At 56.3% G+C, this 14,279-nt stretch carries 15 protein-coding genes; 8 read left to right on the top strand and 7 right to left on the bottom strand.

Annotation, left to right across the window (positions count from 1 at the left end):
- Nucleotides 1–83: 83 nt before the first annotated feature.
- From CFR71_RS09200 to CFR71_RS16890, 7 genes are all read right to left on the bottom strand, one after another.
- The gene (locus tag CFR71_RS09200; protein WP_165832074.1) at nt 84–965 is read right to left on the bottom strand and encodes a DUF4910 domain-containing protein; all 882 of its coding nucleotides are present in this window, start codon (nt 963–965) and stop codon (nt 84–86) included.
- A gap of 53 nt (nt 966–1,018) precedes the next feature.
- Nucleotides 1,019–1,975 carry a hypothetical protein gene (locus CFR71_RS16170; RefSeq protein WP_133251122.1) on the bottom strand — a complete coding sequence of 319 codons (957 nt, stop codon included), beginning with the start codon at nt 1,973–1,975 and terminating at the stop codon, nt 1,019–1,021.
- A 40-nt stretch (nt 1,976–2,015) separates the two neighbouring features.
- On the bottom strand, nt 2,016–2,975 hold the full coding sequence (locus tag CFR71_RS09190; RefSeq protein ID WP_110530400.1) for a hypothetical protein: 960 nt from the start codon (nt 2,973–2,975) through the stop codon (nt 2,016–2,018).
- Nucleotides 2,976–3,026: 51 nt separating this feature from the next.
- A complete protein-coding gene (locus tag CFR71_RS09185; protein ID WP_110530398.1) occupies nt 3,027–4,322 on the bottom strand; it encodes a class I SAM-dependent methyltransferase in 1,296 nt (431 codons plus the stop codon).
- Nucleotides 4,323–4,386: 64 nt separating this feature from the next.
- Entirely contained in the window at nt 4,387–4,932 is a 546-nt protein-coding gene (locus CFR71_RS09180) for a dTDP-4-dehydrorhamnose 3,5-epimerase family protein (RefSeq protein ID WP_110530397.1), read from the bottom strand.
- Nucleotides 4,933–5,097: 165 nt separating this feature from the next.
- Nucleotides 5,098–5,817 carry an SDR family oxidoreductase gene (locus tag CFR71_RS09175; protein ID WP_165832073.1) on the bottom strand — a complete coding sequence of 240 codons (720 nt, stop codon included), beginning with the start codon at nt 5,815–5,817 and terminating at the stop codon, nt 5,098–5,100.
- A gap of 341 nt (nt 5,818–6,158) precedes the next feature.
- Nucleotides 6,159–6,326, bottom strand: a complete 168-nt coding sequence (locus CFR71_RS16890; protein ID WP_239020339.1) for a hypothetical protein — start codon at nt 6,324–6,326, stop codon at nt 6,159–6,161.
- Here CFR71_RS16890 and CFR71_RS09170 point away from each other — a divergent pair.
- The 8 genes from CFR71_RS09170 to CFR71_RS09135 all read left to right on the top strand — a co-directional run bounded on the left by CFR71_RS09170 (nt 6,252) and on the right by CFR71_RS09135 (nt 14,180).
- Complete coding sequence (locus tag CFR71_RS09170) at nt 6,252–7,241, top strand: NAD-dependent epimerase/dehydratase family protein (RefSeq protein WP_239020338.1); 990 nt, start codon at nt 6,252–6,254, stop codon at nt 7,239–7,241. The genes CFR71_RS16890 and CFR71_RS09170 overlap by 75 nt on opposite strands.
- 46 nt (nt 7,242–7,287) lie before the next feature.
- A complete protein-coding gene (locus CFR71_RS09165) occupies nt 7,288–8,181 on the top strand; it encodes a hypothetical protein (RefSeq protein WP_165829237.1) in 894 nt (297 codons plus the stop codon).
- A 96-nt stretch (nt 8,182–8,277) separates the two neighbouring features.
- Nucleotides 8,278–9,042 carry a glucose-1-phosphate cytidylyltransferase gene (gene rfbF / locus CFR71_RS09160; RefSeq protein ID WP_110530438.1) on the top strand — a complete coding sequence of 255 codons (765 nt, stop codon included), beginning with the start codon at nt 8,278–8,280 and terminating at the stop codon, nt 9,040–9,042.
- A gap of 140 nt (nt 9,043–9,182) precedes the next feature.
- Nucleotides 9,183–9,602: a hypothetical protein gene (locus tag CFR71_RS09155; protein WP_133251121.1), complete on the top strand. Its 420-nt coding sequence runs from the start codon at nt 9,183–9,185 to the stop codon at nt 9,600–9,602.
- A gap of 74 nt (nt 9,603–9,676) precedes the next feature.
- Nucleotides 9,677–11,449, top strand: coding sequence for a copper resistance system multicopper oxidase (locus CFR71_RS09150; protein WP_110530387.1), 1,773 nt, complete (start codon nt 9,677–9,679; stop codon nt 11,447–11,449).
- Nucleotides 11,450–11,526: 77 nt separating this feature from the next.
- Nucleotides 11,527–12,246, top strand: a complete 720-nt coding sequence (locus CFR71_RS09145) for a copper resistance protein B (protein WP_239020337.1) — start codon at nt 11,527–11,529, stop codon at nt 12,244–12,246.
- Nucleotides 12,247–12,281: 35 nt separating this feature from the next.
- Nucleotides 12,282–12,596, top strand: coding sequence for a hypothetical protein (locus CFR71_RS09140; RefSeq protein ID WP_110530385.1), 315 nt, complete (start codon nt 12,282–12,284; stop codon nt 12,594–12,596).
- Between the two features lie 222 nt (nt 12,597–12,818).
- Nucleotides 12,819–14,180, top strand: coding sequence for an 8-oxoguanine deaminase (locus CFR71_RS09135; protein WP_110530383.1), 1,362 nt, complete (start codon nt 12,819–12,821; stop codon nt 14,178–14,180).
- Nucleotides 14,181–14,279 lie beyond the last annotated feature (99 nt).

Raw genomic sequence — 14,279 nt, 5'->3', positions numbered from 1 at the left:
GCCATGCCTGGAACCAGCTCGTCAATCAACCATGGCGCATCATGTCAATCGGACTGCGCAATTGGGCTCATGGGTTATAGCAATCAACGGTTGGTATAAGGCTCGAACGGCACGACCTTGCCACCCCAGCGCGTTTCCACGAGATAGGCGGCATAACGGTCAATCGCCGCATCACCCTGTCGGGACTGTTTATAGGTCGGAGAACCATCATCCCCCAGGCAACTCATGACCAGGCCATGACGGATATGCCGCAGCGTATGGCGATTGCGGGCAAGCCATGTGATGGATCCGATCGTCCCGGGAATGAAAAGGAAACGATAGGACAAATGCCGGCAGGGCATGTTCCGCAGATTGCGGATCAGTTCAATCGCGATTGCGATTGAGGAGGCATTGTCGTTTGCCAGCGAGGGATGGCAGCAGTGAACCGAAAACAGGACCTCGTCGGCCTTTTCCCCCGGCGGATGCGTGGCCGGTATCAACACTTCCCCGTAACTGAGATGCCCCGGGCCAAGTTCGGTCCGGATATCAATGTCATATTCCTCGTCCGTCAGTTGTGCATGTTGCTTTGCGGAGAGGCAGAAGCCCCAGTCATGGTTATAATAGCTTGTGCGATAGGGAATGAGTTCCGGCTGATCAGGCAGCCAGTGGAGATGCTTTTCCAGTTCCCCCCGCGATACCCGCGCGCATACCGGAATACTGTAATGGACCAGGTGCAGGTTGCACCGTGCCCAGTCAATCACGACTTCACCATTGGTGCGTCGGATCGTCGCGCCGTTTACATTCCATTCATCCGGCACGGTCCAGTCAAGGACCCTGGTTCCGGACGCGACATGATGGATCTCAAAACCTTCGGTCAGGTCAAAAATATATTCAAGCGTCTGGCGGATGCCCCTGCCGGTTATGCTTCGAAAAACAGGAAATATGTTTTCCACATGACGATACAGTATTTCCGGCGAGGTCTCCATATCAGGAACATGCCTTTCTTCTGACGGAGAAAAATACAGGGCGCGCGCATTTTCTAGTGCGGCGTAAAGGGACCACTGACCGGTGCCTGGACCTTTCCCGGACCTTTCATGACCCCATCCCGGCCTGTCACGCCCCATGTATTGAAAGGAAACTGCACGACGTTATAAGGGCTGTTGGATGATATCCAGGCATCTGACGTCGGTTTTCCGTTATAGCCATTGACCATGACGAACGATCCGGGGGTCATGTACAGCTGGGATGCCACCATGTTTGGCAAGGCACGCAATTCGATGACAGGCTGGGTGGACGGTCCGATTTCAATATGGCCGTCAAATTCGACCAGCGCGGACAAAATGGCCGTCCTGCCATTATAATCCCAATGACCACCAACCCAGTCCATCTCGAACCCGCCTTCGTCATCGATCCCCAACTGGTTGTTGAAGACACCGACATCAACGAACGTGATGCGTTCCCCCGCGTCCTGAACCGCAGGCGCCGTGTATATACCGGTCTTGTTATTGAATATCTGGATATGGGACAGGCCAAATCCGTAACAGTGATTGGCGAACGTAATTCCCCGGCGGAAACCGGAAATGGACATGTTTTCCAATGTCATCGCAGCCGCAAGTATATTGTCATTATGGACGCTGTTGAAGACGATCCCATCGGCGTTTTCATTTCCGATCAGGCGTATCCCCTTGATATAATGAAGGAATGATCCATAATCGGAAACAGTTTCGCTATCGGTGCTGACCGTCAGCGCCGCCTCGCCCGCAGGCAGGGCAGACGCATCGATCAGACCGTCCTGCAACGTGACACGCAGGGGATTGATGACCACGCCATGTGTCAGATGCACGGTCCGGCCCGACAGGTTGATGATGCACGGACCATGCCCGCTGTAACAGGATTTCAACGCCGCAGGCAGGTTGGATACCGCATCCATGCCCCCGGATGCCGCCAGCGCGGTGCCCTGTATTCCCAATAGTCCCGACAACAATATCACTGCCATGTAACCGGATTTCATGCCGAATGCCCTATTGTGATTTCAATCAGAATTCTTCTTTTATTTTTCTGAACCTGCCGATACGGTACGAAAATATTTTTTCACCCAGCAGGGAGAAAAGCAGTTTTGCCCGCTTTTTCAGGGCATGAAACAAAGGAACACCATAGCTGCTTACGGGAAAGCGGCGAAGTTTCTTTCCAAAAGAACTTGATGGAATGAAAAACTTTTCCGGCCGTCCTTCATACCGGATCGTGCTCAGGATATACCGTTTTGTATCGAGAACCGGGTGAATGATCTCGTTTTCTTCAAGAAAATTGGTATCTTCTTCAAGGTGTGCGGGTTCATGACTGTAACGGTTCACGTTTACATAACTGGACAGATCCGAAAAGCGATAGCCTGCCTTTCTTATTTCTATTGGAATGAATGCTTCACAATGGGGCCAGTTCATCAGCATTCCGGAACGAAACTGTGCCGACATTTCCAGACGTCGCCGCAGGAGCAGGGATACGGCACGTCTGGAAAAAATACCGATCTGCAGGAATGTCTTTACCAGCTCCTTTTCCTCGTAAACGCCGACACATGATTGAAAAAACCACCATTTATTGAAAGCGCCACTTGCGGTCACCCCGACAAGATCGCTTCTGTTGTCGTGAACCTTTTTTATCAGTTCATCAAAATTAACGTTCCCACGGACATCATATTCAAACAGTACGTAATAATCATAATCGTCATATATATTCATGAAAAAGTATAATGCATAATCCACATTATACCACATCAGGTTTCCTTCGCCGCCATCGGCCAGGCCCATTTTCCCGAAATCGGATTCCTGAAACCCGACAACCCGGAGCGTATCTGGAATCCTGGTTTTCCCCGACGTATTATTGACAACCACGAACAGGTCGCCCTGGTCGATCAGTGACTGAAGCCGGAAAAACTGACGCTCGACAAAACTGTCCCATGTATGGGTGCGGAACAGAACGGCGTATCGCGGCACATCAACCACAGGATCGGTTCCCTGATAAATTTCCCAAAATCATGGGGGACTGTGTTTAATTCAGAAAATTTCAATCCGGGGTATCGGGATTACAAATTTCCCACCCCATTCACGGATATAAGACAGGCTTCCGACAATCTCGTTCCTGAGATTCCATGGAAGGATCAGGACAAAATCCGGTCTCTGTTCACGAATGGCTTCGGGGGAAAGAACAGGAATGCGCGTGCCGGGCAGGAGCATGTTCTGTTTGTAGGGGCTGGCATCGGTCGTAAAGGGGATGAGTTCCGGACCAACGCCACAGTAATTCAGCAGTGTATTGCCCTTGGCTGGCGCCCCGTAACCCACCACCACCTTTCCGTTGCGATGCGACGTGATGAGGAAATCCAGCAAACCGCACTTTATGTCGATCACGGTTCGCGCAAACTTCTCATAAGTCGCAAAGTCCTCGAGCCCGAATTCCTTTTCCTCCGTGCAGATCATTTCCACGGCAGGACTTTCCTGCTGCTCTGCATTATCCTTATGTGTTGCAAATACCCTCAGGGACCCGCCATGCGTCGGAAGCTGCTCGACATCGAAAACACGAAGCCCATGCACGGCAAGGGCACGGCGGATGACCTGTAGCGACAGATAGGAAAAATGTTCGTGGTAAATGGTATCGAACTGATATTCCTTTATCAGCCGCAACAGATGCGGGAATTCGAATGTCACGATCCCCTTCGGGGCAAGAAGTATCCTGAACCCTTCGAGGAAATCATGAAGATCAGGAACATGTGCAACGACATTGTTCGCAACCATCATGTCGGCCGCATATCCTTCCGATTTCAGCCGGGTGGCCGTCTGCTCCCCGAAAAAGGCAACTTCCGTTGCAATGCCTTTTGATACGGAAATTTCGGCAACGTTGGCCGCCGGCTCGACACCGAGGGTCCTGATCCCGGCCTCTTTGACATATTGCAGCAGATAGCCATCATTGCTGGCCACCTCGACAACCAGGGACTTTCCATCCAGACCAAATCGATCGATCTGTTTTTTCACATAATTCCTTGCATGCTGCAGCCAGCTTTCGGAATAGGATGAAAAATAGATGTAATCGCCAAATATCGACTGTGGTGACTCGAATTCCGACAACTGGACCAGAAAACACTTTTCACAGATAAAGGCATGAAGGGGATAAAATGCCTCCATGCTGTTCTGCAGTTCCGGCTTGATGAACGAATTCGCCAGAGGCGAAAGGCCAAGGTCCACGACGCTGCGTTGCAGCGGGGTCGCGCAAAGACGGCAGGCGCCGATTGCTGAATGCGGGATCGCGGAGTAAAGCTGCGATTTGTCGCGGAAGGGCGAATGTACCACGTTTTCCATGAGAACCATCCATTATGACAGATGTGGCTTTGCAGGTTTCAGGAACATCGAAACAGCGTCATTTTCAGTCCACCAATGATGCTGGCGCATAAGGGGGCCAATCCAGATCCTTCGCGGATATACACGAAACAGGACGAGCCCATGTAATTCCAAGTATAGGATCATCGAAACGAATGCCATATGCATGATTTTCAGAATATATATTCGACATGGCATATAATACTTCTGCATTGTCTTCCATGGTCTGGAAGCCATGCGCACAGCCGGCCGGGATATAGATCATCCTGTTATTCTGGTCGCTGAGATGAAAGCCCTGACACTTCATGTATGTCGGGGATTCTGGACGCAAATCGCAGATTACGTCGTGTATTGCCCCCCGGATACAATAAACAAGCTTGTCTTCAGCGTAAGGGGCTTTCTGGTAATGCATGCCCCGCAATGTCCCTGCATGCTTCGTACGGGAAATGCTGAACTGTATGAATTCACATGTTATGCCATGATCCATGAACATATCCCGATCGAATATACGTCCAAAAGATCCTCGCTCATCCTTATGTCGTGGAAGGATGATTTCCCTGGCATCATGTATTTCTGTCGACTGGAAAAGCATTTATGAGATCACAATCGTGTTATTCGTTGGAGGATCAGAAAACGCTCTATGGTGCTTGCTTAAGCGAAACCATTCCTAAAGGTTCCGCAGGCATGAAAATATTGTATGAAACAGGCGCGGGCTTTTTTTTCGCAATGCCAGAATGTGGATGGATGTTGCGGGGCCTTAGTTGGTGGCCGGCCGGACGACGATATCCGTGATGTCCGCCCTGCGGGAAAATGAAATGCACCCCATGATGATTTCAGCGATATCATGGGGTTGGAGCATCGGAATGACAGCGTCCGGACGCCCTTCCGTCCGCAGGACCTCGCTTTGCATCGGGGTTTGCGTCCTTCCGGGATAGATGTTCAGGATACGGATGCCTTTTTCCCTGACCTGTTCCCTCAGACGGCCAGCTTCCTGTTTCAATGCATATTTACTGGCGGCATAGGCGTCCGTGTGAATGCGTGATCCCATGACCGCGGTTGAATTGATGAACACGATCTGCCCGCGTGCGGCTTTTAGGGCAGGCAGGAACAGGTTCGACAGCTTCAGCGGAGCATGGACATTAACCGCCATGAGGCGGTCGCGGGCCTCGGGGGAAATGCGATCAATGCTGTCCGCGCAGAACATGCCTGCCGCATGGACCAGCACCTCCAGCTTCGGGATGGCGGAAATGAAAGGGGGGAGGGCATTTTCCCGTGTTATGTCCACAGCCCAGATGCTGGCCCGTTCATTTCCAAGGATTCGGGCCAATGCTTCAAGCACTTCCCGCCTGCGCCCGGCAAGGATGACGTGAAAACCCGCCTGATGCAGCGCAAGGGCAACTGCCCGGCCGATCCCGCTTCCCGCCCCGGTGACCAAGGCCACGCCATTATCGGGAAATTCATATTCCGGAAATTTCATTGCTGATTTCATGATGGCTGTATTCCTGCACGCAAGGACAGGGAACCTGAAATACGGGCGGATATTCTTTTCCTTGGATTCCAACATGATGAACACGGGGAAATAGAAGATTCCTTCCTGGGATTCATACAGGACCTACCTATTGTAGAAGACATGTTCGCGGAATTTGTTTTCTCGTCGATAAAACTCCGTCGACATCATAACGTTCCTGATCCCAGCAAAAGGAAAATGGGGCTTCGCATGCAACGTCGGGTCCTGTTCGCTGATGTTGCCTGCATGGAACGGTATATGCCCCGGGTTCCCCGCCCGATCTCCGTGTCATGGGGATCGTTCAAGACGAATTATTTTTCATCACCCGAGCCGGGAAGAAAAAATCCATGCGCATACTTGTGGTAGGCAATATGGGGTATATAGGGCCAGTCGTCGTGCGGCACCTGAGGAAAAGCTTCCCGACCGCGCACATTACCGGATATGACCTCTGCCTTTTCGGGCAATGCCTGACCACGCATGGGCCTTTGCCGGAAATTTCCCTGCAGATGCAGTATTTTGGCGATGTGCGTGATATTTCTTATGAATTCCTGCATGAGGTGGATGCGGTCATTCATCTTGCCGCCATTTCAAACGACCCGATGGGATCGCGCTTTGAGGAGGTTACGGACCAGATCAATCGTGGCGGCAGCCTCCATCTGGCCCGGATGGCGGTAAAGGCCGGGGTAAAGCATTTCGTTTTCGCCTCCAGCTGCAGTGTATATGGCGTGGCCAGCGGGCCGGCCCGGAAGGAAACCGACCCGGTGGAGCCGCTTACGGCCTATGCGCGTTCAAAAATAGAGACCGAGCAGGCACTGGCGGAAATGGAACTGGGCGATATGACCGTCACATGCCTGCGTTTTGCCACGGCCTGTGGTTTTTCCGATCGCCTGAGACTGGATCTGGTCATCAATGATTTTGTGGCCAGCGCCCTGACGACCGGCGAAATCGTCGTCCTCAGCGATGGCACGCCCTGGCGCCCGCTGATTCATGTCCGCGACATGGCGCGCGCCATTGAATGGGCGGCCACGCGTCGTCAGGGCCTGCCCTTCATGGTGGTCAACGCCGGGTCTGATGAATGGAACCATACGGTCCGTGACCTTGCGGAAGCCGTGGCGGAGCATATTCCCGGCACGACCGTCAGCATCAATACCGACGCCCCGCCGGACCGAAGGTCCTACAAGGTGGATTTTTCCCTGTTCCGCACCCTGGCGCCCGATTTCCTGCCGCAGGTCAGCCTGGCGGAAACGATCACCGAACTGGTTGCGGGATTACGCAACTTCGGTTTTGCAGACAGGAATTTCAGAAATTCTTCCCTGATCCGGCTTCATGCCCTGAAATACATGATCGATGCCGGATATCTGGGAATGGACCTCCGGTGGACCGCAAGCGCCTGAAAAGGCCTGCCCGCCTGTTGCCGCATATCATATCAGGATGGAACTCATGACGCTTTTTCAACCGATGTTTGCCACTTTCTGGGGAGGAGGAGCGCTTTCCGCCTATGAAGCCGCCTGCATCAATTCATATGTGGCGCATGGATACATATTCACGCTCTATAGTTACGAAGCCATTGAAAACCTGCCACCGGGCGTCGTCAACGGCGACGCCCGGGAAATTACCGATCCTTCAAACATGACGCGTTTCAGGATCCGGGGAAAACCGAACCTCAGCCATTTCTCGGACCTGTTCCGTTATGAACTTTCCCACAAGACCGACAATATCTGGGTCGACGCGGACATGCTGATGCTGCGTCGCCTCGACCTGCCGCGCTGGGATCTGCTGATTGCAAAGGAGGATCCTACGTCCATATGCGGCGCGATCATGCGGCTGGAACGCGACAACCCGAAGCTGGACAGGCTGGTCGAGGAAACGCTTGCCCTGCGTGACCGGGACCTGGTGTGGGGGGCGACGGGTCCCCGCCTGCTGACATCGCTGTTTGGCCGTCAGGCGGTCATGCAGGATTCCTATGCGCCGCAATATTTCTTTCCGATCCATTTCCGCGAGGCATGGAAAATGCTGTTACCGCAGTATCGGCAGGAATGCGAGAAGCTGTGCGCTTCGGCCTATACGCTCCATCTGTGGAACGACCAGATGGTGCGTATCGGCATATGGAAACGCTTTGCCCCGCCACGCGGCTCCTTCCTGGCTGAATGTTTCGCCGCGACGGACGGACTGCGTTTCTTTGAGGATTTCTATCCCCTGTCGGTCATGGAAAACATGGTCTCCAACTGGAGATTCCGCTGCGAGGGGGGGGAGATCGGCATGGGGCAATGGCTGCGCCGCGCATTACCGAGCGTGCGGGTCACATGGCGGCGTCGCCTTAACCTGCCGACATAGGATCGCCCCGGGAAAGCAGAACCGCCCCTTTCGTCAACGGGACGGGAATTACAGGTCATCCAGCTTCATATGAAGCCTATATGGAGAATATTGGTCATGAAAGCCGTTATCCTGTCCGGTGGTTACGGAACCCGTCTGATGGAAGAAACCGAAAGCCGTCCCAAGCCGATGGTGGAAATTGGTGGCCGCCCCATATTGTGGCACATCATGAAAATATATTCCTGCGCGGGGATCAATGATTTCGTGATCCCGCTGGGGTACAAGGCGGAAATGATAAAGCAGTATTTCGCGCATTATCATCTCCTGTCTTCGGACATCACGGTCGACATGCAGTCCGACAGCATCATCACCCTGCGGCGCAATGCGGAACCATGGCGCGTGACGCTGGTTGATACGGGCCTTGATACCATGACGGGCGGCCGACTGCACCGCCTGCAGCCCTATCTGCAGGATGAACCGTTCTGCATGACCTATGGCGACGGGGTGGCGGAAATAGATGTCCGCACCACCATCGACTTCCATCACAGCCATGGACGCATCGCCACGGTCACGGCGGTCAGGCCGCCCGCGCGTTTTGGCACCCTGGAAATCGTCAATGGCTGCGTGAACGCCTTTCGTGAAAAACCGATTGAACAGGGATACGTCAACGGGGGGTTTTTCGTGCTATCCCCATCTGTGTTTGAATACCTTGAGGATGACGAGACCGTTTTCGAACGTGGTCCCCTCGAACGCCTGGCCAATGACGGACAGTTGATGGCCCTCAAGCATGACGGGTTCTGGCATTCGATGGATACGCTGCGTGACAAGCGCCATCTGGAACATTTGTGGGCGACCCATAACGCGCCATGGCGGATGTGGTGATCCGTCATCCGCGTGGCACGCACGTCCCCACGCGGGGATGAGCAACCGGGGGATGGACAGGGGGATGTCGTGGCATGCTATGATGCCACGTCCCACCCGTGGGACCATGATGCAATCCCGTGAAGGACAGGGAAACGGACGTGAGCCGGACAGGCAGGCGAAAATGGGGACGCGTGCTGGCCTGCCTGATGTTTCAGGTGGGAATGCTTCTTCTCATTGCCATGCCTTCGCACGCCATGCCGATCATGCCTCATTCCCCCGCCATGGATACCGCAACGGCCATGGCCCCGATGGATATGGCGGGAATGCCGGACCTTCATGCCCATGCGTCCCGATGCCATCATGACAGCCCCTGTGGCGGTGGCGCGGCCAGCCATCACGGGGACGAACACTGCTGCCTGCAGGGGGCGAACTGCGTGGTCAGCTGGGCTGTCGCGCCATCTTTTCCCATCCTGTCGGCCCGATATGCCATGACGATGGTGTTTGGCATCACCGATATTGCCGGGGGCGGGGGGACGACTTTCGCCCCGGCACTTCCCCCACCCAGAAAAACGGCCTGATCCTGTTCTGAGCGTTTCAGGGCCGGTTGCCTCGCGGTGACCGCTTCCGTGATTTTTCTGGCGGATGATTACTCATGAAATTTGCATCCCATGCGGGACGCGGCGTGCTGACGCGCCGTCGTTTCGTGGTCGGCGCGGGCCTGTGGGGCACGGCGCTGGCGCTTGCGGGGCGAAATACGTATGCGCAGACCCCCATGTCCGGGCAACCCGCGGCCGTGCCTTCCACCCGTTTCGACCTTACCATCGACGCCATACATGCCAACGTCACGGGCCATCGGGTCCGTGCGGTCGGGGTCAACGGGACGACCCCGGCCCCGATCCTGCGCTGGCGGCAGGGCGACACCGTTGAACTGAATGTCACGAACCACCTGCGCGAGGACAGTTCGATCCACTGGCATGGCATTCGCCTGCCGGCGCGCATGGATGGCGTTCCGGGGCTGAGTTTCGCCGGAATTGCGCCGGGCCAGACCTTTACCTACCGCTTCCGCCTGCATCAGAGCGGCACCTACTGGTACCACAGCCATTCCGGATTTCAGGAACAGACGGGGCTGTACGGGGCGATCATCATCGACCCCAGACAGGGCTATAACCATCATTTCGACCGGGAATACGTGATGGTCCTGTCCGACTGGACCGACGTGGACCCGAAGGACATCATTTCCAACCTGAAGTTCGACAGCGATTATTACAATTTCCGGCAACGGACGCTCGGCACCCTGTTTCATGACATGCGCCACCGGGGCATTTCCGCGACCATTCATGACCGGCTGCGCTGGGGGGCGATGAACATGGCCCCGACCGACATCCTGGATGTGTCGGGCATCATCTATACCTACCTGCTCAACGGACAGTCGCCGCACGCCAACTGGACCGGGCTGTTCAGGCCGGGGGAGCGCATCCGGCTGCGCTTCATCAACGCATCCTCCATGACGCTGTTCGACGTGCGCATCCCGGGCCTGAAGATGACGGTCATCCAGGCCGACGGCAATGATGTGGAGCCGGTTCCGGTCGATGAATTCCGCATTGGCACAGCCGAAACCTATGACGTGCTGATCTCCCCGGACGGTGATGGTCCCTACACGATCTTTGCCCAGGCGGAAGACCGCACGGGCTACGCACGTGGCACGCTGGCAACACGGCCCGGCCTTGCCGGGCCGATCCCGCCCATGGACCCGCGCCCCCTGCGCACCATGACCGATATGGGAATGGGGAACATGCAGGGCATGGGCCACATGGATCATCACGCGATGGATCACCACGCCCCGTCTTCGTCCCATATGGATATGCCGGGGATGGACATGGATCATATGGATATGAAGGACAGCAAACCTGCCCCCGCGCCGCGATTACGTCCGGGGGTGGAGGTCCAGAGCATCGCGATGAAGCCCATCAACCGCCTTGGCGAAGCGGGCGACGGACTGGATCACAATGGCCGCCGCGTCCTGACCTATGCCGACCTGCGCGCCACGATTCCGGGGGCGGACCCGCGACCGCCCTCGCGGGAGATCACGTTGCACCTGACCGGCAACATGGAACGGTTCATCTGGGGATTTGATGGCAAGAAATTCTCCGAAGCCCAGCAAATCCACCTGCAGGTCGGCGAACGCGTCCGCTTCATCCTGATCAACGACACGATGATGGAACACCCGATCCACCTGCATGGGTTATGGAGCGAACTGGAAAACGGGCAGGGGGAATATCGCCCCTACAAACACACGGTCATCGTAAAACCGGGGGAGCGGCTGAGCTACCTTGTCACCGCCGACGAACCGGGGATGTGGGCCTATCACTGCCATCTGCTCTATCACATGGAACTTGGCATGTTCCGCACGGTCGTTGTGTCATGACGCAGCATTGCCACAGGATGGCGATGGTCCTTCTGGTCGGGACGGGAATCATCGCGGCAGCGTCCGCCCATGCGCAGATGGCGCCCGCCATGATGCAGGGAAACGCCATGACGGCCACATCGGCCCCTGTTGCCTATGTCAACGGGATGCCGCCGGTGATGGACCATAATTCCTATGTCCATGCCCTGCTGGATGAATTCGAAGCCCGCTACAGCGGGAATGGCGGGGAGTTCCGCTATGACGGGGAAGGGTGGTTCGGCACCGATTACAACAAGCTGTGGCTGAAATCCGAAGGCACGGTCGGTACGAACGGAAAATTCGGGGATGGCGATCACGAGGCCCTGTATGACCGCGCGATCTCGCGCTATTTCGATGTCCAGACCGGGGTCCGCATGGACATCGATAACGGCCCGACCCGTGCATGGGGCGCCGTGGGGATAGAAGGGCTTGCCCTTTATTTCTTCAATGTGGAGGCAACAGCCTATTTCAGCGACCGGGGCGTCGCCGGGCGGCTGCAGGGGTCGTACGACCTGCTGCTGACCAACCGCCTGATCCTTCAGCCGCAGGTTGAACTGAATTTCTATTCCCGGTCCGATCCGGCCCGTGCGAACGGGGCGGGCCTGTCGAACATCGATACGGGCCTGCGACTGCGTTATGAATGGCACCGCAAGCTCGCCCCCTATATCGGCGTCACCTACAGCGGCACATTCGGGCAGGCGACCGGACTTGCCCGCGCGCGGGGCGAGCGCGACCTGCACGACCTGAACTTCACGTTCGGCCTGCGGACATGGTTCTGAACAGATTCCCCAGAAATACGAAAAGGATGCCAACAATGAGCAAATCCGTCCTTATACAATTCCTGTCTGTCTGCACGGCCGCAACCCTGATCTGTGGCGCGACCGTGGCGACAGCGGCGCCCGATCCCGCGATGCAGATGCCGGGAATGCAGGATATGTCCGGCATGCAGGACATGGACAATATGGACGACATGCCCGGCATGAAACACAATCCCTCCAAAAAGACGACTGCCGGCAGGCATCAGCGCCCCGGCCACGCGATGTCAAAAGAGGAAGATAAACCCGGCCATGCCGAAAAGCCGGCCGCCACCGGCCCGTTGGGCATGCCCGAGGCCGTGCGTGAACGCTGAGGCATCTGGCGAAAGCCTGCGGACTGGTTGAAAACAACTGATTGATGAAAATATAAAAATGCAGCGCATATTTGAAGATTTTTGAAAAAATCCTCACAAAAACCCTTTTTCTTGGCGCATTATTTCAGACAGTTTTTTTACTGCGGCACGAAGATATGCCAGCGACCATAATCGGGTATAAAAAACCCATCTACGATACTCCATCATCGCCGAAGGACGCGCATGCCCCGTTCCATACTGCTCAAAAACGCCCTGATGCTCGTGACGATGGATGAACGGCGTCGGGAGATTCCAGGGGGCTGGGTCCTGATACAGGACCGGCAGGTTGCCCGGATCGGCACGGCGGATGAAACGCCGCCCGATGCCACCGAAATTGTGGACATGGCGGGGCATGTGGTCATGCCGGGCATGGTCAATACCCACCATCATATGTACCAGACCCTGACCCGCGTCATTCCCGGCGCGCAGGATGTCTCCCTGTTTGGGTGGCTGAGGACGCTTTACCCCATCTGGGCCGGGCTGACGCCGGAAATGATCCGTGTTTCGACCTGCACCGCAATGGCCGAACTGATGCTGTCCGGCTGCACCACCACCAGCGACCATCTTTACCTGTTCCCCAATGGCAGCCGCCTGGATGACCAGATCGAGGCCGCGGCCACGATGGGCATGCGTTTTCATGCGGCACGGGGCGCCATGAGCGTGGGCGAAAGCCGGGGCGGCCTGCCACCTGACAGCGTGGTGGAGGATGAACACGATATCCTGCGCGACATGCAGCGCGTGGCGGAGACGTATCATGACCCGTCGCGCCTTTCCATGCGGCGGATCGTCCTTGCACCCTGTTCCCCCTTTTCCGTCAGCCGCGACCTGATGCGCGAGACCGCCGCCCTGGCACGCGCGACGGGCACGATGCTTCATACCCATCTGGCGGAAAACAGAAGCGATATCGATTACTGTCGCGACGCGTTTGACATGACCCCGGCGCAATATGCCGAAGACGTGGGATGGCTTGGACCCGATGTCTGGCATGCCCATTGTGTCCGCCTTGATGATCCGGGAATCGCGAAGTTCGGGGACAGCGGCACGGGCATTGCCCATTGTCCGTGTTCCAACATGCGTCTGGGGTCGGGTATTGCGCCGGTGCGCCGCATGATGGCCCACGGCGTCAAGGTGGGGCTGGGGGTCGATGGCTCCGCCTCCAACGACAGCAGCCATATGCTGGCGGAGGCACGTCAGGCCATGCTTGTCTCGCGCCTGCGCGACAATGACGACAGCGTGCCGATGATGCGCGCGCGCACTGTGCTGGAACTTGCGACACGTGGCGGGGCCTCGGTCCTGGGACGTGATGATGTCGGGCACCTGTCGCCCGGCATGGCGGCCGATCTGGTCGCCTTTGACATGCGCGGCATCGAATATGCGGGCGCCCTGTCGGACCCGGTGGCGGCGCTGGTTTTCTGCACGCCGGGTCATGTGGCACTATCGATCATCAACGGCCGTGTCGTGGTCCGCGACGGGCATCTTGTGACCTGTGACGTCACGCAACTGGCGCAACGCCACAACAGGCTGGCCCATACACTGCTGAATTAAAGTCCCGGCGCGTGAAGATGGCCGCCTGAGGCCCGCGAACAACTGTCCACCCCCTGAAACCGCACGGATGGACACAAGGCGGGGGGACGCCTATTGAGG

Source organism: Novacetimonas pomaceti, from assembly GCF_003207955.1.
GTDB classification, from domain to species: domain Bacteria; phylum Pseudomonadota; class Alphaproteobacteria; order Acetobacterales; family Acetobacteraceae; genus Novacetimonas; species Novacetimonas pomaceti.
Note: the sequence above shows the minus strand (reverse complement) of the source record. Positions and strands in the feature narration are given on the sequence as shown.